General features: G+C 63.3%; 21 protein-coding genes. 13 read left to right on the top strand and 8 right to left on the bottom strand.

Annotation, left to right across the window (positions count from 1 at the left end):
- Positions 1–6 precede the first annotated feature (6 nt).
- Positions 7–564 carry a sugar O-acetyltransferase gene (locus tag ACZYHG_RS13795; RefSeq protein ID WP_464614249.1) on the bottom strand — a complete coding sequence of 186 codons (558 nt, stop codon included), beginning with the start codon at positions 562–564 and terminating at the stop codon, positions 7–9.
- 140 nt (positions 565–704) lie between these two features.
- Here ACZYHG_RS13795 and ACZYHG_RS13790 point away from each other — a divergent pair, with 140 nt between their 5' ends.
- The 4 genes from ACZYHG_RS13790 to ACZYHG_RS13775 all read left to right on the top strand — a co-directional run bounded on the left by ACZYHG_RS13790 (position 705) and on the right by ACZYHG_RS13775 (position 4,994).
- The gene (locus ACZYHG_RS13790) at positions 705–1,166 is read left to right on the top strand and encodes a DUF4126 domain-containing protein (RefSeq protein WP_464614248.1); all 462 of its coding nucleotides are present in this window, start codon (positions 705–707) and stop codon (positions 1,164–1,166) included.
- Complete coding sequence (locus ACZYHG_RS13785; protein WP_464614247.1) at positions 1,163–2,539, top strand: FAD-containing oxidoreductase; 1,377 nt, start codon at positions 1,163–1,165, stop codon at positions 2,537–2,539. Before ACZYHG_RS13790 ends, ACZYHG_RS13785 begins: the two co-directional genes overlap by 4 nt.
- 111 nt (positions 2,540–2,650) lie before the next feature.
- Positions 2,651–3,826 carry an MFS transporter gene (locus ACZYHG_RS13780; protein ID WP_464614246.1) on the top strand — a complete coding sequence of 392 codons (1,176 nt, stop codon included), beginning with the start codon at positions 2,651–2,653 and terminating at the stop codon, positions 3,824–3,826.
- A 112-nt stretch (positions 3,827–3,938) separates the two neighbouring features.
- Positions 3,939–4,994 (top strand): M14 family metallopeptidase, encoded by a 1,056-nt coding sequence (locus tag ACZYHG_RS13775; RefSeq protein ID WP_464614245.1) that lies wholly within the window; start codon positions 3,939–3,941, stop codon positions 4,992–4,994.
- Position 4,995: 1 nt separating this feature from the next.
- Here the strand turns inward: ACZYHG_RS13775 and ACZYHG_RS13770 are convergent, their stop codons facing one another.
- Entirely contained in the window at positions 4,996–5,766 is a 771-nt protein-coding gene (locus ACZYHG_RS13770) for an isocitrate lyase/PEP mutase family protein (protein WP_464614244.1), read from the bottom strand.
- Positions 5,767–6,084: 318 nt separating this feature from the next.
- Between ACZYHG_RS13770 and ACZYHG_RS13765 the strand changes: the two genes are divergently transcribed.
- Together ACZYHG_RS13765 and ACZYHG_RS13760 are read left to right on the top strand one after the other, a co-directional pair.
- A complete protein-coding gene (locus tag ACZYHG_RS13765) occupies positions 6,085–8,274 on the top strand; it encodes an anthranilate synthase (protein ID WP_464614243.1) in 2,190 nt (729 codons plus the stop codon).
- Between the two features lie 5 nt (positions 8,275–8,279).
- Positions 8,280–9,227 carry a cation diffusion facilitator family transporter gene (locus tag ACZYHG_RS13760; RefSeq protein ID WP_464614242.1) on the top strand — a complete coding sequence of 316 codons (948 nt, stop codon included), beginning with the start codon at positions 8,280–8,282 and terminating at the stop codon, positions 9,225–9,227.
- A 269-nt stretch (positions 9,228–9,496) separates the two neighbouring features.
- On the opposite strand, the gene ACZYHG_RS13755 is transcribed toward ACZYHG_RS13760, so the two are convergent.
- Together ACZYHG_RS13755 and ACZYHG_RS13750 are read right to left on the bottom strand one after the other, a co-directional pair.
- A complete protein-coding gene (locus tag ACZYHG_RS13755) occupies positions 9,497–10,201 on the bottom strand; it encodes a DUF4272 domain-containing protein (RefSeq protein WP_464614241.1) in 705 nt (234 codons plus the stop codon).
- Positions 10,202–10,220: 19 nt separating this feature from the next.
- Positions 10,221–11,324, bottom strand: coding sequence for a hypothetical protein (locus tag ACZYHG_RS13750; protein ID WP_464614240.1), 1,104 nt, complete (start codon positions 11,322–11,324; stop codon positions 10,221–10,223).
- A gap of 97 nt (positions 11,325–11,421) precedes the next feature.
- Here ACZYHG_RS13750 and ACZYHG_RS13745 point away from each other — a divergent pair, with 97 nt between their 5' ends.
- From ACZYHG_RS13745 to ACZYHG_RS13730, 4 genes are all read left to right on the top strand, one after another.
- Positions 11,422–11,859 carry a DsrE family protein gene (locus tag ACZYHG_RS13745; RefSeq protein ID WP_027030713.1) on the top strand — a complete coding sequence of 146 codons (438 nt, stop codon included), beginning with the start codon at positions 11,422–11,424 and terminating at the stop codon, positions 11,857–11,859.
- A 41-nt stretch (positions 11,860–11,900) separates the two neighbouring features.
- Positions 11,901–12,677, top strand: a complete 777-nt coding sequence (locus ACZYHG_RS13740; RefSeq protein WP_464614239.1) for an SDR family NAD(P)-dependent oxidoreductase — start codon at positions 11,901–11,903, stop codon at positions 12,675–12,677.
- A 63-nt stretch (positions 12,678–12,740) separates the two neighbouring features.
- Complete coding sequence (locus ACZYHG_RS13735) at positions 12,741–13,049, top strand: putative quinol monooxygenase (RefSeq protein WP_027030715.1); 309 nt, start codon at positions 12,741–12,743, stop codon at positions 13,047–13,049.
- A 67-nt stretch (positions 13,050–13,116) separates the two neighbouring features.
- Entirely contained in the window at positions 13,117–14,217 is a 1,101-nt protein-coding gene (locus ACZYHG_RS13730; protein WP_464614238.1) for an AbrB family transcriptional regulator, read from the top strand.
- A 24-nt stretch (positions 14,218–14,241) separates the two neighbouring features.
- On the opposite strand, the gene ACZYHG_RS13725 is transcribed toward ACZYHG_RS13730, so the two are convergent.
- Both ACZYHG_RS13725 and ACZYHG_RS13720 read right to left on the bottom strand, forming a co-directional pair.
- Complete coding sequence (locus tag ACZYHG_RS13725; protein WP_464614237.1) at positions 14,242–15,321, bottom strand: siderophore-interacting protein; 1,080 nt, start codon at positions 15,319–15,321, stop codon at positions 14,242–14,244.
- Between the two features lie 259 nt (positions 15,322–15,580).
- The gene (locus ACZYHG_RS13720; RefSeq protein WP_464614236.1) at positions 15,581–16,468 is read right to left on the bottom strand and encodes a LysR family transcriptional regulator; all 888 of its coding nucleotides are present in this window, start codon (positions 16,466–16,468) and stop codon (positions 15,581–15,583) included.
- A 187-nt stretch (positions 16,469–16,655) separates the two neighbouring features.
- On the opposite strand from ACZYHG_RS13720, the gene ACZYHG_RS13715 reads away from it, so the two are divergent.
- Complete coding sequence (locus ACZYHG_RS13715) at positions 16,656–18,146, top strand: MFS transporter (RefSeq protein WP_464614235.1); 1,491 nt, start codon at positions 16,656–16,658, stop codon at positions 18,144–18,146.
- A gap of 63 nt (positions 18,147–18,209) precedes the next feature.
- Here the strand turns inward: ACZYHG_RS13715 and ACZYHG_RS13710 are convergent, their stop codons facing one another.
- Together ACZYHG_RS13710 and ACZYHG_RS13705 are read right to left on the bottom strand one after the other, a co-directional pair.
- Positions 18,210–18,986 carry an esterase family protein gene (locus tag ACZYHG_RS13710; protein WP_464614234.1) on the bottom strand — a complete coding sequence of 259 codons (777 nt, stop codon included), beginning with the start codon at positions 18,984–18,986 and terminating at the stop codon, positions 18,210–18,212.
- Between the two features lie 3 nt (positions 18,987–18,989).
- Positions 18,990–20,156 carry an ATP-grasp domain-containing protein gene (locus tag ACZYHG_RS13705; RefSeq protein WP_464614233.1) on the bottom strand — a complete coding sequence of 389 codons (1,167 nt, stop codon included), beginning with the start codon at positions 20,154–20,156 and terminating at the stop codon, positions 18,990–18,992.
- Positions 20,157–20,668: 512 nt separating this feature from the next.
- Between ACZYHG_RS13705 and leuA the strand changes: the two genes are divergently transcribed.
- Both leuA and ACZYHG_RS13695 read left to right on the top strand, forming a co-directional pair.
- Positions 20,669–22,345 carry a 2-isopropylmalate synthase gene (gene leuA, locus ACZYHG_RS13700; protein ID WP_464614682.1) on the top strand — a complete coding sequence of 559 codons (1,677 nt, stop codon included), beginning with the start codon at positions 20,669–20,671 and terminating at the stop codon, positions 22,343–22,345.
- 276 nt (positions 22,346–22,621) lie between these two features.
- The gene (locus ACZYHG_RS13695; RefSeq protein WP_464614232.1) at positions 22,622–24,397 is read left to right on the top strand and encodes a tetratricopeptide repeat protein; all 1,776 of its coding nucleotides are present in this window, start codon (positions 22,622–22,624) and stop codon (positions 24,395–24,397) included.
- The last annotated feature ends 175 nt before the right edge of the window (positions 24,398–24,572 follow it).

The raw sequence follows: 24,572 nt of genomic DNA, 5'->3' as shown, positions 1-24,572 counted from the left end.
GCCGCCTCAGCCGCGCTTGACCGCCCGCGCCGGATTGCCAACCACCGTGGTGTTGGCAGGCACGTCGCGCGTCACCACCGCGCCGGCGCCGACGATGGCGCCATCGCCGATGCTGATGCCGCCAAGGATGATGGCACTGCCGCCGATCCAGGCATTGGCGCCGATCTCGACGGCTCTGGCGATCTCCAGTCCCGCCTGCCGTCCGGCAGCTTCCTTGTGGTGCTCGGCGCAATAGATTTGCACATTAGGCCCAAGCAGCGTTCTCTTGCCGATGCGCACGCTTGCCGTGTCGAGGATGGTGCAACCGGCATTGAGAAAGACGCCGTCGCCGAGAAAGATATTGAAGCCGTAGGCGCAGTGGAACGGCGCCTCGATGCGGGCCCCCTCGCCCGCGCCGCCGAGCAATGCCTGCAGGCCCGGCCCGAGATTGCCACGCTGCCTCGGCGGCAAGGAATTGTGCTCGAACACCGCATCGCGCGCGGTGACGCGCAAGGCCTCCAACTCGCCATCAAGGCAAGTGTACCATTCGCCGGCCGCCATCTTCGTGCGCTCGGTTCCAGCCATGGCGGGGTCTCCAATTGACGTCATCGCAAAGCACAATAGCGGCCGGCGGAAAAGCGCCGACGCGAGTAGTGGCCAAATACCAGACCTATGGTAGCCTGCCTTTTCAGGGCTGTCTCGGCCCGGGATCGAGGGGGATCAACATGCTCTATCTCTTCGCACTTCTGATCGGCGTCATTGCCGGTCTGCGCGCCATGACCGCGCCGGCCGCGGTTGCCTGGGGTGCGTATCTCGGCTGGTTGCCGGTTGCCGGCACCTGGGCCAGCTTCATGAGCCATTGGGCCGCCGTCGGTATCTTCACCATCCTGGCCATCGTCGAACTCGTCACCGACCAGTTGCCGTCGACGCCGAGCCGCAAGGTGCCGCAGCAGTTCGGTGCCCGCATCCTGCTTGGCGCCTTCAGCGGCGCGGTGATCGGCGCTACTGCTGGCGCCACCATCGGCGGCCTGATTGCCGGCGCCATCGGTGCCGTCATCGGCACGCTCGGCGGCGCCGAAGCGCGCGGCCGGCTGGCGGCCGCCTTCGGCAAGGATCCACCCGCCGCCTTCATCGAGGACGCGGTGGCGGTCATCGGCGCCCTGCTGATCGTGGCGGCGGTTGTATGACTGCAAAGACATACGACGCCATCATCATCGGCGCCGGGCAGGCCGGCCCATCGCTCGCCGGCCGTCTGACTTCAGCCGGCATGAGTGTGGTGCTGATCGAGCGCAAGCTTATCGGCGGCACCTGCGTCAACACCGGATGCATGCCGACCAAGACCATGGTCGCCAGCGCCTATGCCGCGCATCTGGCGCGGCGCGCCGCCGACTATGGCGTGACCTTTTCTGGCCCGGTCGGCGTCGACTATGCCAGGATAAAGGCGCGCAAGGACAAGGTGACCAACGACGCTCGCGGCAATCTGGAGACCTGGATCGCCGGCATGAAAGGCTGCACCCTCTATCGCGGCCATGCGCGCTTCGAATCCGCCAACACGGTGCGCGTCGGCGACGACCTTCTGACCGCCGAAAAGATCTTCCTCAACACCGGCGGCCGTGCCTCGGTGCCGGACCTGCCCGGCATCCACGACATCGACTATCTGACCAACTCCTCGATGATGGATCTCGACGTGCTGCCGCGCCATTTGATCGTCGTCGGCGGCAGCTACATCTCGCTCGAATTCGCGCAGATGTTCCGCCGCTTCGGCGCGGAAGTCACCGTCATCGAAAAGAGCCCGCGCCTGACCGGCCGCGAGGACGAGGACGTTTCGGCCGCCATCCAGTCGATCCTCGAAAACGAAGGCATTGCGGTTCATGTCGGCGCCGACGACATCGGCTTCGCCAGACAGGGCGCCGACATCGCCGTGACCTTCTCAACCGGCAAGCCGCCGGCCGTCGGCTCGCATGTGCTGCTGGCGCTCGGGCGCACGCCCAACACCGACGATCTCAGCCTCGACAAGGCTGGCGTCGAAGTCGACAAGCGCGGCTTCGTCACCGTCGATGACCAGCTGCGCACCAGCGTGCCCGGTATCTGGGCGATGGGCGACTGCAACGGCAAGGGCGCCTTCACCCACACCTCCTACAACGACTACGAGATCGTCGCCGCCAACCTGCTCGACAATGATCCACGCAAGGTGAGCGACCGCATCGAGGCCTACGCGCTCTACATCGACCCACCGCTCGGCCGCTGCGGCATGACCGAGGCCGCGGTGAAGAAATCCGGCCGCCGCGCACTGGTCGGCCAACGGCCAATGACCCGTGTCGGCCGCGCCGTGGAAAAAGGCGAGACCCAAGGCTTCATGAAGATCCTGGTCGATGCCGACACCAGGGAAATCCTCGGCTGTTCGGTGCTCGGCCCCGGCGGCGACGAAGCCGTGCATTGCGTGCTCGATTTGATGTATGCCAAGGCGCCGGTCGACACACTGGCACGCGCCGTCCATATCCATCCGACCGTCTCGGAGCTGCTGCCCACGATTGCCCAGGAATTGAAACCGCTGGTCTGAGGGACGTGAAGCTCTAGACTTTCTGCATTGGTGCATTGCAGCAATGTGTATTGCGCATGGCTCAACTCATCGTTCAATCTCGAAATTGAACCGATTCAGTCTGGACGCCCCATGCCATTGCCGATCCTTGCGCTTGCCATTGCGTCCTTCTGCATCGGCACCACAGAATTCGTCATCATGGGCTTGCTGCCCGAGGTCGCCGCCGACCTCCGCGTATCGATCCCGTCAGCCGGATTGCTGGTCACCGGCTATGCGCTGGGCGTCGTCTTCGGCGCCCCGATCGTCGCCATGGCCACCGCGCATCTGCCGCGCAAGCCGGTGCTGGTCGGGCTGACCGCTTCGTTCGTCGTCGGCAATCTGTTCTGCGCCATCGCACCTGACTACTGGACCCTGATGGCCGCACGCGTCTTCACCGCCTTTGGCCACGGCGCCTTCTTCGGCATTGGTTCGGTGGTTGCGGCGGGCCTCGTGCCGCGCAACAAGCGCGCCAGCGCCATGGCGCTGATGTTCGCCGGACTGACGCTTTCGAACATTCTGGGCGTTCCTGCCGGCACAGCACTTGGCGAAGCCTTCGGCTGGCGCGCCACATTTATCGCCGTGGTCGGCATCGGCCTGATTTCGGTCGCGGCAATCGCCTGGCTGGTGCCGTCCAATGTCGCTGAACCGAGCGGCGGCGGCCTGCGCGGCGAGCTGCGGGTGTTGGGCAAGCTACAGGTCTGGCTGGCGATGCTGATCGCCTCGCTGGCCTCGGCAAGTCTGTTTGCGGTCTTCACCTACATCAAGCCATACCTCACCGACGTCTCCGGCCTGTCGACCTCCGCAGTCACCTGGGTGCTCTTGCTGTTCGGCGCCGGCATGACCATCGGCAACATCATCGGCGGCAGGCTGGCAGACTGGAAGCTGATGCCGACCGTCATCGGCACGCTGCTGCTAATGGCCGTGCTATTCGTCGGTTTCATGCAGTTCGGCGCCATCGCAAGTGTGGCCATCGGCATCGTCTTCCTCTGGGGCCTGCTGATCTTCGTCGTCGTGCCGCCGCTGCAGATCCGCGTGGTCGAGGCGGCCTCGGAAGGACCGAACCTTGCCGCGACGCTGAACCAGGGCGCCTTCAATGTCGGTAATGCCAGCGGCGCCTGGATCGGCGGCGTGGCCCTTTCGGCCGGCGTTTCCTACGCCCATTTGCCCCTGGTCGGCGCGGTACTCGCCTTGCTGGCGGTCTCTGTCGCGGTACTGTCGCAGGCGCTGGACCGGCGCGCGCCTGTGCCGCTTCAGGCTGCCGCGGAGTAGACGTCTCTTCCTCAACGGGACAGAAATCTTGCGCCCATAGCGGGGCAAGCTGGACCAATCGACATATGCGTCCTCAAATGGGCATGTCTTCTGGCTCTTGATGGAGGAAGTCATGCAGAAATCGATCGAACGCATCGCCGGTGACAGCGAGGGCGTTTCCTACGAATTCCCGGTGTTCCGCTTCACAGGCAGCGACAAGGCGGCACCCTCGGCCTATCTGCAGGCCGCCCTCCATGCCGGCGAACTGCCAGGCGTCGTCGCCATCGACGCGTTGATGCCGGCGCTGAGCAAGGCCGCAGCCGAAGGCCGCATCAAGGGCAACATCACCATCGTTCCCTGGGCCAACCCGATCGGCCGCGCGCAATATCATTTCGGCGAGCACCAGGGCCGCTTTCATCTGGGCACCCGAACCAACTTCAACAGAAGCTTTCCGCTGCTTGCCGCGCCTGACGTCAAGCTCTTGCCCGACACGACCTTTGGCGGCGCCGACCAGCGGCTGAAATCGCGTCTCGTACAGCTGTCGCTCGGCCACGACATCGTGCTCGACCTGCATTGCGACGACGAGGGCCTCGCCTATCTCTACATCCACACCAGCCTGTGGCCGGCCATGGCCGATTGTGCCGCCGCAATGGGCGTCGATGCGGTGGTGCTGTGGAGCGAAGATACCGACGGCACTTTCGAGGGCGCCTCGATCATGCCCTATCAGAACGCTCCCGCCGACGTGGCGAAGTTCGACCGGCGCGTCGCCACCACGGTCGAATATCGCGGCATCCTCGATGTCGATGGCGCCCTGGCCAAAGCCGACGCCGAAGGCCTCTACCGGCTTCTGGTGGCGCGCGGCGTGATCACCGACAGCGCGCTGCCCGCACCCGGCCCTTTCAAGGGCGTCGTCGCCCCGTTGGAAAACATCGACATGATGCCAGCGCACCGGGCGGGTGCCGTGCTCTACGATGTCAAGCCCGGCGACCGCGTCGCCAGGGGCGATCGCCTTGCCACCATCGTTCACGCACCGGGTGAAGCCGATGGCCGCGCGGAAGTGTTCGCGCCGCAGGACGGTATCATCCTGACCCGCCGCTCGCGCCGCATCATCCGCGCCGGAGAGGATCTGCTGAAGCTGGTCGGCGACCGGAAGAGTGCCGATGCCAGGTCAGGCACGCTGGAGGACTGACCTAGCCGGAGATCGCCAGCCGCGCCTTTGCCTCCAGCCATTCGGCCATCTGCCGGTACGGCACCGGCCCGTGGCTGATGCGGGCGACGCCGAGCTCGGCCAACCGCTGGCGCGGCGGCACATGCGCCAGCGCGATGATGTTGACTGGCAGGTTCGTCGACTTGCAGAGCGTCTCGATCAGCCCCTCGTCGCCAAGACCCGGCGCGAAAAAACCGTTCGCTCCCGCCTTTTCATACGCCTGCGCCCGCTCGATGGCCTGATCGAGCAGCTCGTCATCATGCGCATCCGGCTTTGCCTTGAGAAAGATGTCGGTTCTGGCATTGAGGAATGCCGGGATGCCGGAAGCCTTGACAGCAGCGGCGGCGGCTTCGATGCGTGTTACCTGGACGTCGATGTCGTGCAGGCCGCTGCCGCCGACAATCTGGTCTTCGAAATTGAAACCGATGGCGCCGGCGCGCAGTGCCAGCGTCACCGTGCGCGCAACGAATTCCGGATCGACCCCGTAGCCGCCCTCGAGATCCATGGTCACCGGCAGGTCCACTGCGCCGACGATGCGCTTGATGTTGTCGAGCGCCAGTTCCAGCGGAATCTTCTCGCCATCGGCATAGCCGAAGGCGGCCGCGACCGGCCAGCTTCCGGTGGCGATCGCCTTGGCGCCCGCCTTCTCGACGATCTTGGCCGAGCCTGGATCCCAGGCATTGTAGAGAACGATCGGGTTGCCCTTGACGTGAAGGGCATGGAACGTCCGCGCGCGCTCGGCCTGATCGGTCATTGCTGTTTTCCCGTTCTCTCGATGTTGGATGTATAGTCTAGGCAACGCCGCCGGCTCTGGCGATGTGCCAGAGACTGAGAAGCGGCAGCCACCGGACAGACTTTCAAATCAGTTGCGTATCCGGTTTTTCGCCGCTATGGATTTCGCCATGAACATGCGTTCGACCAAGACCATTTGGTGGTGGGCCTGCTGACAGCGGCCTGTTCGAACGCGCGTGCGTGAAAATAGAGGGTGGCCGCAACGGAATGTCCGGGCGGCCATTTGTTTTTTCAAAGCCAGTCCCGGGTCCGTTGCCCAACAAGCCAGATGGAGACGGCAATGACGATGAAGGTTCTGGAAAACGGCGCTGAAAGCTTCGTGACCGAGGGTGGCATCACCATCACCCGCGAGCGCCACGACCGGCCCTATGCGGGCGCGATCGACACCTATGTCGACGGCTTGAATTCCCGCCGTGGCGCGGTGTTTTCCTCGAATTATGAATATCCCGGCCGCTATACGCGCTGGGACACCGCCATCATCGATCCGCCTTTGGTCATCTCCGCGCGTGGCCGTGCCATGCGCATCGAGGCGCTGAACCGCCGTGGCGAGGCGCTGTTGCCGGTCATCGGCAAGACGCTTGATAGCCTTGCCGACATCACCATCGCCGAGACGACGAAGACGCTGATCCGGCTCGACGTCGCCAAGCCCGGCCGTGTCTTCACCGAGGAAGAGCGCAGCCGCGTTCCATCCGTCTTCACCGTGCTGCGCGCCATCACCGCTTTGTTCAAAACCGCCGAGGACGCCAATCTCGGCCTCTACGGCGCTTTCGGCTACGACCTCGCTTTCCAGTTCGACCCGGTCGACTACAAGCTCGAGCGCAAGCCGAGCCAGCGCGACCTGGTGCTGTTCCTGCCCGACGAGATTCTCGTCGTCGACCACTATTCGGCCAAGGCCTGGACCGACCGCTACGACTATGCAGGCGTGGGTTTTTCCACCGAAGGCCTAGCCCGCGATGAGATCGCCGAGCCGTTCAAGACCGCAGACCGCATCCCGCCGCGCGGCGACCATGAGCCGGGCGAATATGCCAATCTGGTGCGCAAGGCGATGGATAGTTTCAAGCGCGGCGATCTGTTCGAGGTCGTGCCCGGCCAGATGTTCTACGAGCGTTGCGAGACACAGCCATCCGAGATCTCGCGCAAGCTGAAGTCGATCAACCCGTCGCCCTATTCCTTCTTTATCAATCTGGGCGAAGGCGAATATCTGATCGGCGCTTCGCCCGAAATGTTCGTGCGCGTCAACGGCCGCCGTGTCGAGACCTGCCCGATCTCCGGCACCATCAAACGCGGCGACGATGCCATTTCCGACTCAGAGCAGATCCTGAAGCTGCTCAATTCAAAGAAGGACGAATCCGAGCTGACCATGTGTTCGGACGTCGACCGCAACGACAAGTCGCGCGTCTGTGAGCCGGGCTCGGTGCGTGTCATCGGCCGCCGCCAGATCGAGATGTATTCTCGGCTTATCCACACCGTCGATCACATTGAGGGCCGCCTGCGCGAAGGCATGGACGCCTTCGACGCATTTCTCTCACACGCCTGGGCGGTCACCGTCACGGGCGCGCCAAAACTGTGGGCCATGCGCTTCATCGAGCAGAACGAGAAGAGCCCGCGCGCCTGGTATGGCGGCGCCATCGGCATGGTCAATTTCAACGGCGACATGAACACCGGCCTGACGCTGCGCACCATCCGCATCAAGGACGGCATCGCCGAAGTCCGCGCCGGCGCCACCTTGCTATTCGACAGCATTCCCGAGGAAGAAGAAGCCGAAACCGAATTGAAGGCATCCGCCATGCTCTCCGCCATCCGCGACGCCAAGACCGGCAATTCCGCCAGCACCGAGCGTACCACCGCGCGCGTCGGCGATGGCGTCAACATCCTGCTCGTCGACCACGAAGACTCCTTCGTCCACACGCTGGCCAATTATTTCCGCCAGACCGGCGCCAATGTCTCGACCGTGCGCACGCCGGTGCCGGATGAAGTGTTCGACCGGCTGAAGCCCGACCTCGTCGTGCTGTCGCCCGGACCCGGCACGCCGAAGGATTTCGATTGCGCCGCCACAATCAGACGAGCCCGTGCCCGCGACCTCCCGATCTTCGGTGTCTGCCTTGGCCTGCAGGCGCTGGCCGAGGCCTATGGCGGCGAATTGCGTCAGCTGCATGTGCCGATGCATGGCAAGCCGTCGCGCATCCGGGTCTCCAAGCCGGGCATCATCTTCTCCGGCCTGCCCAAGGAAGTCACCGTCGGCCGCTACCATTCGATCTTCGCCGATCCGGTTCGCCTGCCCGATGATTTCGTTGTCACGGCCGAGACGGAGGACGGTGTCATCATGGCCTTCGAACACCGCAAGGAGCCGATCGCCGCCGTGCAGTTCCACCCGGAATCGATCATGACGCTCGGCCACAATGCCGGCATGCGCATCATCGAGAACATCGTTGCCCATTTGCCGCGCAAGGCCAAGGAAAAGGCAGCCTGAACTCGATGGCCGAAGCTGAGAACACAATGGCGATCGCGGCCAAGGCGGCCGCCAAGCGCAAGGTCGCCAACCTTGCCTTCTGGTCGATCATCATTGCCGCCGTCGTGCTCGGCCTGAAACTCGCCGCCTGGTACATCACCGGCTCCGTCGCGCTCTATTCCGACGCGCTGGAATCGATCGTCAACGTCATTGCCTCGGGCGCCGCCTTCTGGGCCATCCAGGTCAGCTACAAGCCGGCCGACCAGGATCACCCGTTCGGCCACCACAAGGCCGAGTATTTCTCGGCCGTGCTGGAGGGCGTGCTGATCGTGCTGGCGGCACTCTTGATCCTCAACGAGGTCTGGCGATCCTGGCAGACGCCGGCGCCCATCGAAAAACCCTGGAACGGCCTTGCCGTCAACGGTATCGCCACCGCCATCAATGCCTTCTGGGCGTGGACGCTGATCCGCGCCGGCAGGGCCGCGAAATCGCCGGCGCTGGTTGCCGACGGCAATCACATCATGACCGACGTCGTGACCTCGATTGGCGTCTTCGGCGGCCTGGTCGGGGCGATCCTGACCGGCTGGCAGATCCTCGACCCGGCGCTCGCCGTAATCGTCGCGCTCAACATCCTGTGGCAGGGCTGGCACGTCATCGGCTCGTCGATGAACGGGCTGATGGACCGTGCCGTCGACACCGCCGAGCACATGCGCATCCGCGACATCATCTCCGCCAACTGCAAGGGCGCGATGGAGGTGCATGACCTCAAAACACGCATCGCCGGCCGCGCCACCTTCATCGAGTTTCATCTGGTCGTCGACGCCGACATGACGGTCGGCGCCAGCCACGTCATCTGCGACCGCATCGAAGACGCGCTAAGGGCCGAAATCCCCTCCGTGCGCGTCACCATCCACGTCGAGCCCGACGATGAGGCCAAGCTGCCCAAGGGCACGACGGCGGTGCCGTTTGCTTGAGGAAAAACTCAGGGCATCATCCTCGGGCGAGGATCTGCCGACCTCGCCGGATCGATCGCGCCATTACCGCCTGAGAGGTAACCCTTGAATGGCTCCATCTAGGCGTTGCTTCCTGAATAAGGTCTCCAAATCGGGCCGCGCCTGCTGATCAAATGCGCGCCAGCTCGGCCTCGGCAAAACCGTAGTCAGGTGAACCGTCTACGTTCGTCAAATCCAAACTCGGCAAGCGAAGCCCGATCCAAGGTAGCACCCCGCTTGCGACCGGCTCATCATGTGTCAGTCGAGATGTCGTCCCACTCCTGCCCCATATAACCAATTAGCCAATTGAGGGCGTAATGACGTTCGACAACCACGTCTCGTTCCAATCCCGCCGGCGCGGCTTTCCCATTCACCCGCGCATCCACCACAGCCCAATCGTACCGATAGATCAGATCGGCAGCATCGAGAAGGTCGCTTTGCGGGCGCAAATTGGCCCGCTTGAGCAGTCCTTCCGTGTCGAGGTCACGCAACATCGAAACCATAAGCGACACATCGCAAGGCTTATCTGGACGCCCAAGGTTTTTGAAGACTTGCAACGCCCACAACATTACGAAAGCCCCTTCATAGCGCCAGCTAAAATTTGCGCGATCTTGCTCGGTTGCAACGGGGTTACCGACAAACGCTCGCTCTTTGGGCGTAAAAAACCCTTCTGCTCCAAACTGGCTGATCAAGTTGCTTACAAGACTTCGATCATTGGTCTCCCCTTTGACGGCCACGATCACCAGTGCGATGGCGCGTTTAACCACCTCGTCCGTCGTCCGTCGCCGACTTTCGGCTGCGGTTTCGATCGTCGACAAATGGTCGATGAAGGGCACGCCCTCCTTCTTCAACTGTGCTGTTGAGGCCGCCTTGCGAGCCTCAGCCTCGCCTTCAGCGTTGGCGGAACCGATGAAGGCCAAGGAAGTCAGAAAACCAAGAAAGCTGCGACGCATCATATTCATTACCAAATAGCTGCTAAGGCGCACAGGCCGATTGCGGCATTGGCTCCAACCGATAGACCTTGTCGTCGGACTTCGTCTTGCCGTCGGCCGCCTTCGAACAGAGGTCAACGATGGCCACGCTGCTGTTGGGATTGGCCAGCATCATCGTGCCGTTGGCGCCGCGCTTGAGGAAGATTTCCTTCTGCGCGATGTCGCAGGAGAAATTGCTCATCTTCGCACTCGCGGCACAACGCCATTGGTCGGCCTCCCCCTGGCAGGAATAGGTCTGCGTGACCTTGGCCCCCTTCTTCCGCGTCGTGACCGAGACGGCGATGTCGGCGCCGTCAGGCCAATTCGCCTTGTCACCGTCAGCAGCGAAGGATGCGAGCTCGATCGGGCCGCGGAAGACGCGGATGGATTGGGTCATCTGGTTAGGATGCGACTTCAGATGCGCATCGTCATAGTCGCGCCCATAGCAGAAGGGCTGGTCGGGCTTCAGCCGCACGCGCAACGGATCCCCAAGCGCCGGATCGATCGGATCGATGCGCGCGAACTCCGCCTTGCAGGTGTCGGCCGGCATCGGGTCGAGCTTGAAATTGTCGTCCTCGCTGCCGAGCTGCTGCCTGGCATACTCCGCCTTGCTCATCGACTCCGATGCATCGGGATCGAGATAGACGTCCGGCGACAGGCCTGAGATCAGAAGCTTGCCCTTGTCGTCGACCTTCAGAGAGGCAAGCGAACGGTCGCAATCCATGCCGCAGCCTATACCGCTCGAAGGGTCGCTCGGATCGCTCTTGTTGCACCAGCTGCTCGCCCATTCCGGCTTCTTGGCGCCGCGCACCGTGGTGGTGAGAAAACCATTGTAGGACGTGTCCTGGTTGGCGGGCGGTTCCTCGTTCGGCCGGCTCACCGGGTCATGGCCATAGTAGAAGAAGATCCGCGCCACCTTCTGCTTCGGATGCGCCTTGAGATGGGCCGCATCATAGACCCGGCCGAAACAGGCGTCCGCCCCGTTCGGGCTGAGCTCCTTGAGTTTGAGCGCGTCGGCGGCGACGGCTGTGCCTGCCAGCAAACCAAGCAGCGCAACGCCAAACCCGGCGCCGGCAATTGTCTTCCATTCCCCTGCCCTGAACGTCATGTGACCTCTCCTCCGCATCGACAGGACGTAACGTCAATTTATGCTAGTATTGCGGCCAGGGCCACGCAAATCGCAGTGAAATCCGAGGAGGGATGCCATGCGCCGGCGCGACATGTTCCGCGCGGTTCTTGCCGGAACCGGAACGTTTCTTGGCCTGCGGGCTGTGCAGGCAGCGGCCACGGAGCCTGCCAGGCTGAAGGTGGCCTATCACCTCAGCGATGTCGACAAGGTCAATTTTGTGCTCGGCAACATCAAGAACCATTATGAGGGCACCGGCGGCAATGTCGACATCGTGCTGGTCGTGCATGGCCCGGCCCTGGCCAGCTTCAAGTCGAAGGGCATATCGGCAGCCATCTCCGGCCGCTTCGCCGGCCTGGTGCAGCAGGGGCTCGAGCCGCAAGCCTGCGGCAACACCATGCGGGGCATGGACATTTCACTCACCGACCTGCTCGACGGCTTCCATGCCGCCGACAAGGGCGGCGTCGTCAAGCTCGCCGAACTGCAAAGCCAGGGCTATGCCTATCTCCGGCCATAGTGCACAGTCTTGACCCCGTCGAAATCTCCGGAGAAAGAACCGTGCCAGCCACCCTCACCATCCCCGATCTCGCCGGCAAGGCGGTTCTGGTCACCGGCGCCTCGACCGGCATCGGCGCGGCGCTTGCGCTGGCCTATGCCGAGCAACGATGCAAGGTGGCACTGCACTACAATTCGAGCCGCGAGGCGGCTGAAACGCTTGCCAGGACAATCACCGACAAAGGCGGCGAAGTCTTCCTCGTCCAGGGCGATTTCTCGGTTGCCGCCGATGTCGAGCGTGTCGTCGAGGAGAGCGCCGAGAAATTCGGCCGTCTCGATGGACTGGTCAACAATGCCGGCGGCATGCTCGGCCGCGTGCCCTATGCCGAGCAGACCGAGGCGCATTACGACGCGGTGATGGACCTCAACGCGCGTTCGGTGCTGACCGCCTCGCGCAAGGCGATACCGTGGCTGAAGAAGCAGGGCGGCTTCATCGTCAACACCTCGTCGATCGCCGCGCGCAATGGCGCCGGCGGCGGCGCCGGTCTCTATGGCTCGGCCAAGGCCTTCGTCTCCAATGTCACGCGTGGCATGGCCAAGGAGCTGATCGGCTTCGGTATCCGCGTCAATGCGGTGGCGCCCGGCACGATTCTCACGCCCTTCCATGAGCGCTATTCGACCGCCGAGCAGATCAAGGGCATGGTCGCCACCATTCCGCAGGGGCGCGCCGGTACTGCCGAAGACTGCGTTGGGGCCTATCTGTTCCTCTCGTCCGATCTCTTGAGCGGCTACATCACCGGCCAGGTGATCGAGGTGAATGGCGGCCAGTTGATGCCGTGAGCGGGCAATTGCATACTGGTGACCCACAGACTCTTGTCGGAGACTTCAAAGGGAGGCGAAGGAATGTATGGACTGATCGGCAAGATGCGGGCGGCGCGCGGCCAGCGCGACGCGGTCATGGACGTGCTGCGTGACAGCACCGGCGCCCTGCCGGGTTGCCTGAGCTACATCATCGCCACCGACCCGGCGGATGCCGATGCCATATGGGTGACCGAAGTGTGGACCGACGCCGAAAGCCACAAGACGTCGCTGCAGCTTCCCGAAGTCCAGGCGGCCATCGCCAAGGCACGGCCCTTCATCGCCGGCTTCGAGTTCCAGGTGGAGACCCACCCTGTCGGCGGTTTCGGCTTGGCTAACGGCAAGACGGGCTGATATCTGCGAGCAGCTTTTTCAGCACTGCGGGGTTCGCATCGCCTCGCTTCGCGTCTAAGACCGAAAGATGGATTCCTCGGCCCAGCAGCCCCCCGATCAGCCCGCCACCGAGCGCATGGCACGGATGCACAAGCCTTGGCAATGGCTGATCCTGCTCACCATTTCGGTCCTGTTTGCCGGCGCGCTCGAACTTGCCGCTTTGCCGGCGGCGCTGCTGATCGGGCCGATGCTGGCGGCGATCGTCGCCGGCACCAATGGCGCCACGGTGCGGGTGCCGCGCCTCGTGTTCGGCTCCGCCCAGGCCATTGTCGGCTGTCTGGTCGCCGCGTCGATCTCGGCTGACATCCTTCCCGTCTTTTACGCCGAATGGCCGCTGTTCGTGGGCGTGGTGATCGCCACCGTCGCGGCCTCCAGCCTGCTCGGCTGGCTGATCAGCCGTTGGCGCATCCTGCCCGGCACCACCGCCGTCTGGGGCTCGTCACCGGGGGCGGCCACCGCAATGGTGCTGATGGCCGGCGCCTTTGGCGCCGACCAGCGGCTCGTTGCCTTCATGCAGTATCTGCGCGTCATCTTCGTGTCGATGACGGCGGCCATCGTCGCCAAGATGTGGGTCGACACATCAGGCATCGAAGTCCCGCCCATCATCTGGTTTCCGCCGATAGACGGCCAAGCTTTCGCCGCGACGTCAGGCATCGCCTTGGTCGGCGGGTTGGCGGGCAGACTGTGCCGCCTGCCCTCGCCCTTCTTCCTCGGCACCTTCATCTTCGGCGCCGTCATCCATCTCGGCCTTGGTGTCGAGATGCAGTTGCCGCCCTGGCTGCTGGCAGTCAGCTACGCCATGGTCGGCTGGTCGATCGGGCTGAATTTCACCAGGCCGATCCTGCGCCATGCAACGCGCGCGCTGCCGCAGATCGTCGCCTCGATCGTAGCGCTGATCGCCTTTTGCGGCGGGCTCGCCTTCCTGATCAGTCATCTCCTCGGCATCGACCCGCTGACCGCCTATCTGGCGACCAGCCCCGGCGGCATGGACAGCGTCGCCATCATTGCTGCCGCGGCACAGAACGTCGACATCTCCTTCGTCATGGCGCTGCAATCGGCGCGCTTCCTGATCGTGCTGCTGGTCGGCCCGAGCGTCGCCCGGCTGGTGGCGAGAAGTATCAGGGACTGACACGGGTCAGTGCCTTAGATGCCATTATTCCTCGCCGCCGCCGTTCTCGCCTAGCGCGCCGCGGCGCCAATAGGCGGTGACCAGATGCCTGTCGCGTGGCAGTCCCCATTCCTTGCGCACGATCCTGCGGATCTCCCGGAAGTCGGCGAACTCGCATCCGGCCCAGACAACGAGGCCATCCGCGAGTGCGGCGTGGCTGCGCTCTCGCAGGGCGGTGGGCAGCAGGCCGGCGGTGCCGGCCTCGCGACCATGCCGGTAGAGCCAGGTGATGTCGATGTTCCCGCCTTGCGGCAGCGCGATCCGGTCATCCGGGCCGTCCACCTCGATGAGCGCCTCGGCGCGGGTTGACGAAGGCAGGTGCTCGAGGATCCTGCCAATGGCGGGCAGCGCGGTATCGTCGCCAACGAGAAGCAGGATCCGCCCCTCCGGCGCCTCGCCGCCACCGGGTCCGATCATGCCGATGAGGTCCCCGGCCCGTGCATTCTGCGCGAAGACGGCGGCCGGCGTGTGCTGGCCGGGATGCAGCACGAAATCGACATCGAGCCAGCCGCTCGCCGCATCGATCGCCCGGATCGTGTAGACCCGTACGGTGAGCGCATCCTCGCCGGCCGGCCAGACAAGCAGGCCGTCAACGCCCATGGACGGCCAGACCGGCCGCCGGCCGCGCGGCGGCAACAGCAGCCGCATGTGCAGGCCGCCATGGGTGAAACGGTCGAGATCCGTGCCGGCGAAGCGCAGGCGCTGCATGTGCGGCGAAATCCGCGTCGACGACACCACCCTGATCTCGCGGAAGAAGACTGGCGTGTCAGTATCGCTGCCGTCGCCTTGCCAGCGCAATCCACTGGTGGTGCCGAGATGCTGCGCGACACGGCCGGCGACCGTCATCTTCATGTAGGACAGGCAGGTTTCATCGATCGCTGCGACCCGAACCAGCATGGCGTCGCCTTCGAGCGTGGCGCTCAACGATCCGTAATACAGGCGAAGCTCCCATCGATCGGCGACGCCGGTTTCGATCTCGCATTCGCCGTGCTCGGCGCGCAGGCGCTCGATCGCCGACCTGATTGCCTCATCGCTGATGTGGGTCTGCGCGCTCAATTGGTCCATCGCTGAAATCCTTCGATAGCGGTTCAAACGAAGCCGCCGAAAGATCTGGGCCCCGTCGCCATCGTCGGGCATGCCACAGCACCGCTAGGGTTTCCACAGAAAACTTGACTGGAATAATCATATTTCTTCTAAGATGCCGAACAGGCCTATCCGCAATGTGCCTTTTGCCGGACCGCTCATCCGTCGGCCGGCGAATTACCGCCGTTGTGCCGCTTTCGCTTCGCATCTGGAAATCACAAGGCCGTGCCCCGCTGACTGCCTATCGTGGTGCCGCAAGGCGTTCGGGAAGGAAATCGACGAAGACGCGCACCTTTGGCGACAGATGGCGATTGGAGGGCCACAGCATCCGGAACTGGCCGCGGCCGCCGACATGATCGTCCAGCACGATGCGCAGTCTGCCGTCGTGTAGCGCGTCGCGGACCAGGAAATCCGGCATGCAGGCGATACCGAGGCCGGCGATCGTGGCGCCCTTCAACGCTTCCATGTTGTTGCAGGTCAGCATCGAGCGGATCTGTGGTTCGGCGCTTCCGGTGATGAACGGCCACTCCAGCAGTCTGCCGCTGTTGAGAAAGCGGAAGTCTATGCCGAAATGCCTGACGAGATCCGCCGGCACGCCGGGAGTGCCATGGCGGTCTAGATAGGACGGTGCGGCGCACAAAAGCATGCGAAAGGGGGCAACCGGTCTCGACACCAATCGAGAATCGGCCAGCTCGCCACTTCGAATTGCGACGTCGATGCCCTCTTCAATGACGTCGACGATGCGATCGTTGAAATCGATGTCGAGCTCGATCTCGGGATAGCGCTCCATGAACTCCGACAGCACCGGCAAAAGCAGATGGTAGGTGACGATCGGGGTTGAGACCCGCAGCCGGCCGCGCGGTGTCTCCCGTGTCCGCGACAGCATCGCCTCGGCGTCGTCGATGTCATCGAGGATGCGCCGCACCCGCTCATTGAACAGTCTGCCCTCTTCGGTCAGGCTGATGCGTCGTGTACTGCGCTGCAGCAGCCTCACGCCGAGTTCCTGCTCGAGCTTGGCGACGCTCTTGCCGACGGCGGAAGCGGAAATCCCGAGCGCCCGCCCGGCGGCCATGAAGCTGCCAAGCTCGGCGGTACGGGCGAAGGCCACGAGGCCATTGAGGCGATCCATCGCATTTCCATTCGAGCGTTTCAGTCCGGTATATCAGGAGATATAGCACTATTTTTCCGGAAAAGCCGCCGACCTATCTTGTCGTTGCAGCCGGCGTCGCGATCCAGGCGGCATGCCGACAGATCCTTCTTCAGATAGGAGAATCCATGACCTTGAAGAACACAACCGCTCGGCCGAGAGATGGCTCATGCTCTTGTCGGTATGCCTTGCCGCGATGACGATGCCCTTGACCTTCACCGGTCCGGCCGTCGCGCTCTCCCGTATCGCGGCCGATCTTGGCGGCAGCCCGATCGCGCTCAACTGGGTGACCAATGCCTTCATGCTGACCTTCGGCGCCAGCCTGATGGCGGCAGGTGCGCTGGCTGATAATCATGGCCGCAAGCGCATCTTCCTGGCGGGCCTCGGCCTCTATGTCCTGGCATCACTGGGTGCGATGCTGGCGCCAGACATCGTCTGGTTCGACATGTTCAGGGCCGCACAAGGCATCGGCGCCGCCGCCGCCTTCGCCGGCGGCGCCTCGGCCCTTGCCCAGGAGTTCGAAGGACCGCTGCGGCTGCGCGCCTTCTCCTTCCTCGGCACCAGTTTCGGCATTGGCCTTGCCTTTGGTCCGATCGCCTCGGGCCTGCTCATCTCTGCATTCGGCTGGCGCTCGATCTTTGTTCTGGTCGCAGCGCTCGCGCTTGCCGCGGCAAGCCTCGGCCTGCGCACCATCACCGAATCGCGCGACCCGGATGCGACCGGCCTCGACTGGGCGGGTGCCGGCACTTTCACGAGCGCACTGGCCTTGCTGACCTATGGTGTCTTGCAGGCGCCACAGAGCGGTTGGGCTGATCCCCTCGTCATCGCCCTGCTCGTGGCGGCCGCCCTCTTCTTCGCCGCCTTCGTTATCGTCGAGCGGCGCGTGCGCCGGCCGATGCTCGATCTCACGCTGTTTCGCTTTCCCCGCTTCGTCGGCGTCCAGTTCCTGGCGGCGGCACCCGCCTATGGCTTCGTCGTCCTGCTCGTGCTTTTGCCGATCCGTTTCATCGGCATCGAAGGGATGAACGAGATCAAGGCCGGGCAATTGATGATCTGCCTGTCGGGGCCGCTGCTGATCCTGCCCCTGCTTGCCGGCCAGCTGGCGCGCTGGATCGCTCCGGCCATGATCTGCGGCGCGGGCCTGCTCATCGCCGCCGCCGGCCTCGTCTGGCTGAGCCTGACACCGCCGGTCGACATCGCGCTGGTCGCTCCGCTGGTGCTGATCGGTATCGGCATCGCTTTGCCCTGGGGGCTGATGGACGGGCTTGCCGTCAGTGTCGTGCCGAGGGAGCGCGCCGGCATGGCGGTCGGCATCTTCAACACCACCCGTGTCGCTTGCGAGGGTGTGGCGGTGGCCATCGTCATGGCGACCCTGTCGGGCTTCACCGCAGCACAGCTCTCCGCTCAAGGAGCGTCCTTCAGGGATGCGACCGCAGCGGCGCAGCTGCTGGTGACCGGCAATGTGGCTGAAACGGCACAACATCTGCCGACGGCCAGCGCCGTGGTTCTGGTCCAGGCCTACGAAACAGCGTTCGACAGGCTGTTGATCGTACTGGCGGCAATCACTGTCGTCACCGCCCTTGTCGTCTTCCTCGGCCTGCGTCGCGGATCGGCGTTGGAACACGAGGCTGTTTCTCTGCCAGCCTGCCAAGAAGGCTAGCTTGCCCAGGCGTCCGTCAGGCGGTGACGAGGCAGGCCAGCCTCACCTGAATATCAATGCACCTTAGTCGAGCCTGTGCATCAAATCATCATCCAGCCAGCGGCCGAAGAAATAGACCAACTGCTTGTGCCACCATGGCCAGTCATGGCTGACGTCGCCGCCCCAGTAATCGACCCAGGCGGGAATCGACTTGTCGCGCAGGATCTGTTCCAGCCTGCGCGTCTCGACCAGCATGCGCTCTTCCCAGGCGCCCTGCCCGCAGCAGAAGATCAGCCTCAGCGTCTTCAGCCGGGTCAGCAGTTTCTGGTCGACGATGCCCGGCAGATAGTCCAGCGGCGAGTTGTAGAAGATGTCGCCCTCCAGCGCCTTGCCGAAAAAATCGCGGGCCGAATAGACACCCGACAGCGAGATGACGCCGCTGGCAAGTTCTGGAAACCGGAAGACGAAATTCGAGGAATGGTAGCCGCCCATCGAACAGCCTGAAAACAGCGGCTTCAGCTTGCGCCCGCCATTGGCGGCCGATGCGGTGGACAGGATCTCCGGCAGTGCCTCCTCGCGCACATAGCGGAAATAGCCCTCGTGGCGGGCGATGCGATGGGCGGCATCGACATGCTTGTTGAAGAAGGATTCCGAATCGATGCCGTCGACCGTGAACAGCTGGATACGGCCGGTGTCGATGAACTCGCCCAGCGCGCCGACGCCGCCGGAATCCTCGAACTGGTAGAACCGCCCCTGCGAGGTCGGGAACACCACGACCGGCCGGCCGGCATGGCCGTAGCGCTTGTATTCCATGTCGCGGCCGAGAGTGCGGGCGAAGGCCTTGTGATAGGAGATGTCCATGGCTCAAGCCTTTTCCGCGTGGATGTAAGCAACAGCCTCGCGCAGATCAGCCTGGTCCTTCGAGCGCATCTGATAGGCGTAATTTCCCATGGCGCGGCTGAAAACCTCTTCTATCGGCTGATGGTGGACGATCTTGTCGCGGTGCGCCGCTAGCACGTCCTCATGGCTGTGCAAATAGTGGAGGCGCCGCTTGCGGCTGGCATAGGCGGTGAAATACTTGCCCTCATAGGGTCCGCCGGCTGCGTCCTTGACCACCATGTCGGCCCAGGCCGCATAAACATCGATGTCGAATGTGTAGTTGATGGCGTCGGTCATCCAGGCGCCGGGCGGCCGCATGTTGACTTCCAGCGCGATGACGCGGTCGTCTCTGGTTTCGAACAACTCGATGTGGAAGAAGCGCTCGCGCACGTCGAACGCCTTCAGGATCTTGCGGCCGGCCTCCTCGATTGCCGGCCTGACCCGGGGAAAGCAGGTGTAGCTCATGTGGCGGTCGTTGTTGACCACCTCCATGATGCTCTGGTCGTAGCGATGGCTGGCCGCCAGAACCACCTCGCCGTCGCGGTTGACCAGCCCGTCATAGGTCACCACCAGCCCCTCGATGAACTGCTCCATGACGAAGGTCACGCCCTCGGGCTTGTCCCGGAAGAACTGGTCGAGCTCCTTGGCGTTGGAGATCTTGAAGGTGTTGGAGGCGCCGGAGCCCGAATCCGGTTTCACCACCACGGGGTAGCCGACCCGGCGGATAAAGGTCATGGCGCCGGCGCGGTCGGAGCATTTGCGCTGCGCGATGGTCTCGACGCCGCTCTTGCGGAAGAAGGCGCGCATGCGGCTCTTGCGCTTCAGATTCTTCACGAAATCGAGCTTGGTGCCGTAGATGTTGAAGTCCGTGCGGATATTGGCTTCCAGCTCCAGCCAGTGCTCGTTGAGCGATTCGAAGCGGTCGATGCGGCCCCATTTGTGAATGAAATGCCCTATCGCCCGGAAGACATGGTCGTAGTTCTCCATGTCGGCGATGCGATAATATTCCGACAGTGCCGTCTTCAGTCTGCCGTCCAGCGCATCGTAGGGCGCGTCGCCAATGCCGAGCACAGTGGCTCCAGCTTTTTTCAGCCGGTCGCAGAAATCGGCGCCGTTGGCTGGAAAATGCGGCGAGAAGAACACGAAATTCATGGACAATCCCCTCTCGGAGACGAAGCACCGCAGCCCCGTCGGCAGCCAAGTCTGGCGCATTTGCGGCGCCTGGGGAAGAGCACCCGCATTAGGGATAATGTTCAACAGATTCAGCCGCCCGCTTGCCTCCAACAGGCCGCTCCTGTATGAGGACCGGCATGAACACGCGCGCCACCACCGCTTCCCGTCAGACCGGCTTTGCCGGCGAGACCGTGCGCGCGCTTGCCTCGACCCTGCTTCTTCTCGGCCTTATCGGCGATCGCCGGGTTCGCTGAAGGAGCGCCCGGCGGTCGAACCGCCGCGCAAGCGCACGCTCCTTGCCAAGTCACATCAAGCGAACGAAATTCTGGTAAAGGCGTCGCTCGCCATCAATCCGCTGAGGTGGATCCGTGAGCCGCCGGGAGAACAAGACGATGAACGCACGAGAAGAGATCCGTCCTGATGCCGCGGTAACCGGCAAGGATGCGGCGAAGGGCAGGCCTGAGGCAGCCCATGGCATGCAGAACCGGGGCATGCCGGACGCCGCCCGTAAATATCAACCCTATCCAACCGTTGGCCTCACCGACCGCACCTGGCCTTCGAAAGTGATCGACAAGACGCCGATCTGGTGCTCGGTCGACCTGCGCGACGGCAACCAGGCGCTGATCGACCCGATGGGCCATGAGCGCAAGGCGCGCATGTTCGGCCTGCTGCTCGACATGGGCTTCAAGGAGATCGAGATCGGTTTCCCCTCGGCCTCGCAGACCGATTTCGACTTCGCCCGCTGGTGCATCGAGGAAGGCAATGTGCCCGCCGATGTCTCGCTGCAGGTGCTGGTGCAGTGCCGGCCCGAACTCATCACCCGCACCTTCGAGGCACTGAAGGGCGCCACCAACCCGATCGTGCACTTCTACAATTCGACCAGCGAGTTGCAGCGCCGCGTCGTCTTCGAAAAGGACGTCGGCGGCATCAAGCGTATCGCCACCGACGCGGCCAAGATGATCACCGACATGGCTGCCAAGGCCGGCGGCGGCTATCGCTTCGAATATTCGCCGGAGAGCTTTACCGGCACGGAGCTCGAAGTGGCGCTGGAGATCTGCAACGCCGTCACAGAGATCGTCAGGCCGACTTCAGACAACAAGCTGATCATCAACCTGCCGTCGACGGTCGAGATGTCGACGCCCAACATCTATGCCGATCGTATCGAATGGATGTGCCGCAATCTCGACAACCGCGAAAACCTGATTATCTCGCTGCATCCGCACAATGACCGCGGCACCGGCATCGCCACCACCGAACTCGGCCTGATGGCGGGTGCCGACCGCGTCGAAGGCACTCTGTTCGGCAATGGCGAGCGCACCGGCAATGTCGATATCGTCACGCTGGCGCTCAACATGTACACGCAAGGCGTGGACCCGGGCATCGACTGCTCCGACATCAACCGGATGAAGGACGTCTATGAATATTCGAACCAGCTGAAAATCTCCGAGCGCCATCCCTATGTCGGCGAACTGGTCTACACCGCCTTTTCCGGCTCGCACCAGGACGCCATCAACAAGGGCATGAAGGCCCTGAAAAAGGCCAACACGCCGGTGTGGGAAGTGCCCTACCTGCCGATCGACCCGGCCGATGTCGGCCGCAGCTATGAGGCGATCATCCGCATCAACTCGCAGTCGGGCAAGGGCGGCATCGCCTATGTGCTGCAGGCCGATTACGGCCTCAACCTGCCGCGCAATCTGCAGATTGAATTCAGCCAGGCGATCCAGGCGATCACCGATGCCGAAGGCAAGGAGGTCCCAGTCAAGCGCATCCACGATCGCTTCCTCGAGACCTACATCGACCAGCCCGGCGCGCGCCTGAAATTCCTCGACCATCACACCTATCCCGATACCGAGGTCAAGGGCCGGCGCGTGGTCGAGGCGATCATCGTCGACAACGGCAAGGAAGTGACCATTACCGGCACCGGCACCGGCCCGATCGACGGTTTCGTCGATGCGCTGTCGCGCCATGTCGGCGTCGAGATGTCGGTGCTCGATTATTCCGAGCATTCCATGCAGCGCGGCTCGAATGCCTCGGCTATTTCCTATGTCGAAATGGAATATCCCGGTGGCAAGCTGTTCGGCGCCGGCATCAACACCAACATTGTCGCCGCCTCTCTTGAAGCGGTGACTTCGGCCGCCAACCGCATCGTTGGCGGCAAGGCGCGCTGAGCAATTCCAGCGTCTGCCGGTCATCGGCGCGAGAGGTTAGACTGGCTCTCGCGCCACGATTTTTTTGAGCTTGAACAAGGCCTTGGCCTCAACCGGCCGGTGATGTTGACGGCGCGCTTTGGCGCGCCGTTTCATAGCCGACATCGGCCGCGCCATTAACCACCGAAAAATTATCCGGTTAGGTACGCGATCGCATAATGGCCTGTACACTTGTGTGGCGGTGCAGGCCCTATATGATTGCGCCTCAACCTGTGCCGACTTCGAGAGGATCGACACTTGCAGCATGCGACGCCTGCCGCCCCCGCAGTGCGCGAGACACTGGAAAGACTGCTTGCCAGCCAAACGTTCGGAAGATCCGAGCGCGCGCGCAAGCTGATCCGTTATCTTGTCGAACGCGAGCAAGCTGGCGAAGCCGATAGGCTCAAGGGCTTTTCCATCGCCATGGATGTCTTTGGCAAGGACGGCGATTTCGATCCGTCGACCGATGCCGTGGTGCGGGTGCAGGCAGGCAGGCTGCGCGAGTTGCTGCAGCAGTATTTCGCCAATGAAGGCGTCGCCGAACCCGTCCGCATCGCCATTCCACGCGGCGGCTACGTCCCGGCCTATGAGCTCAACGCGATCCGTTTACCGGAAGCGGTGAAGCCCGCCGAGCAGACGGAAGCGGCAGCAGCCCCATCCGAGCACTTCGGTGCCGCCGACGACACCATTGCGCCCGTTGCGTTGCTGGCGCCGCCGGTAGCGCCGCTCCCCTCGGTGGCGCGCCATCTCAGATTCTTCTGGATGGCGATCGCCGTGGTCATCGCCATGCTCGGCATTCTGATCTTGCGTCAGGGCAGCGGCGCGCTGTTGGCAGGCGGCGACTTGCCCGCTAAGCTCGCGACCGCCGGCCAAGCCAGCGCCGTTGCGCCGTCGGCGATCGCTGAATCCCTTCCGCTCGTTTACATCGACGTCAAGGCCGACGGTGCCGATGCCAGCCGTGTCGCCGCGTCGCTGCGCGCCGGCCTGAGCGGCTTCGATACGATCGACTTCATCGGTCGCGATACCATCAACAGGCACGATCCCGCCACCGAGGCCACCAGCTTCATCTTCGACATTCTGCCTGGCCCGAACGCCGGCGACATTACGATCGAACTGCAAAGCGTGGCATCGGGGCGGGTGCTCCTTTCACGCAATCTCACACCGGCCGACAGCGCCCCGACCACTGTCGAGGACCGCGTTGCCGACATGCTGAGCTCTGCACTTCCCGCCTCGGGCACGATCTACAACTATATGGAGCAGACTGGCACGCCAAACGGCCTGACCGAATGCCTGCTGCTCAACGACAAATATTATCTCGACCAGAATGCCAGAACCCACGAGGCCGCTTACCGCTGCCTGGAGACGTTGGCCAATTCCGGGGCAAAATCCTCGCTCGTCTATTCGGAACTTGCATCCCTGCAGGTTGAGGCGGTCTCCGATCACTATGCCTATCCGCCCAATGCGACGATCGAAAAGGCCGTCGAGTTTGCCCATCGCGGCGTGCAAATGGGGCCGACCAGCCCCTATGCGCATCGCGCCTATGGCTACGTCAGTTCGCGCCTTGGCAATACGGACGAAGCGATCCGCTGGATGCGCAAAGCCTATGAACTCAATCCCTATGATCTCGGCATGGCCGCCGCCTATGGCTACGGGCTGATCTTTGCTGGCCGCTACGCGGAGGGAACGCCGATCCTTACCCATGCGGCCGAGACGTTCAGCGGCCACTCGACATGGTGGGATTACGGACTGTTCGTTGGTGATTTCATGCTGGGTGACATGAACAAGGCCATCGCGGCCAGCATGGCATTGAGAACCACGGCAACGAAATCGCATTATCTGGCGGCGCGCCTGATCGGCGCCAAGGCCGCCGGACAGGACCATCTGGTGACCACGCTGCTGGAAGAGATGAACACCAAATTCCCCAAATTTGCCGCCGATCCGCGCGCGACCTTCGTCGAGCGGAAATATCCGGCCGACCTGACCGACCGGCTGGTCCAGGCCTTACGCGCCGCCGGGCTCGGCAACCCGAGCTGACACCAAGCAACATCCACGGCCCGGCGCGCCGAGCCATTGTCGGTTTCGTAGGATGCAACCATCGAATAACGGTTAGCCGGCGAGTTTTGTCATCAACCGTACAAATCGCGAAAACTTTACTGGCCTTGGCACTGGGCGAGGAGCAATCCAGCCACAATTGCACTCCGGTTCCGCA

Source organism: Mesorhizobium subarcticum (assembly GCF_055456085.1).
This window is presented reverse-complemented; position numbering and strand designations above follow the sequence as displayed.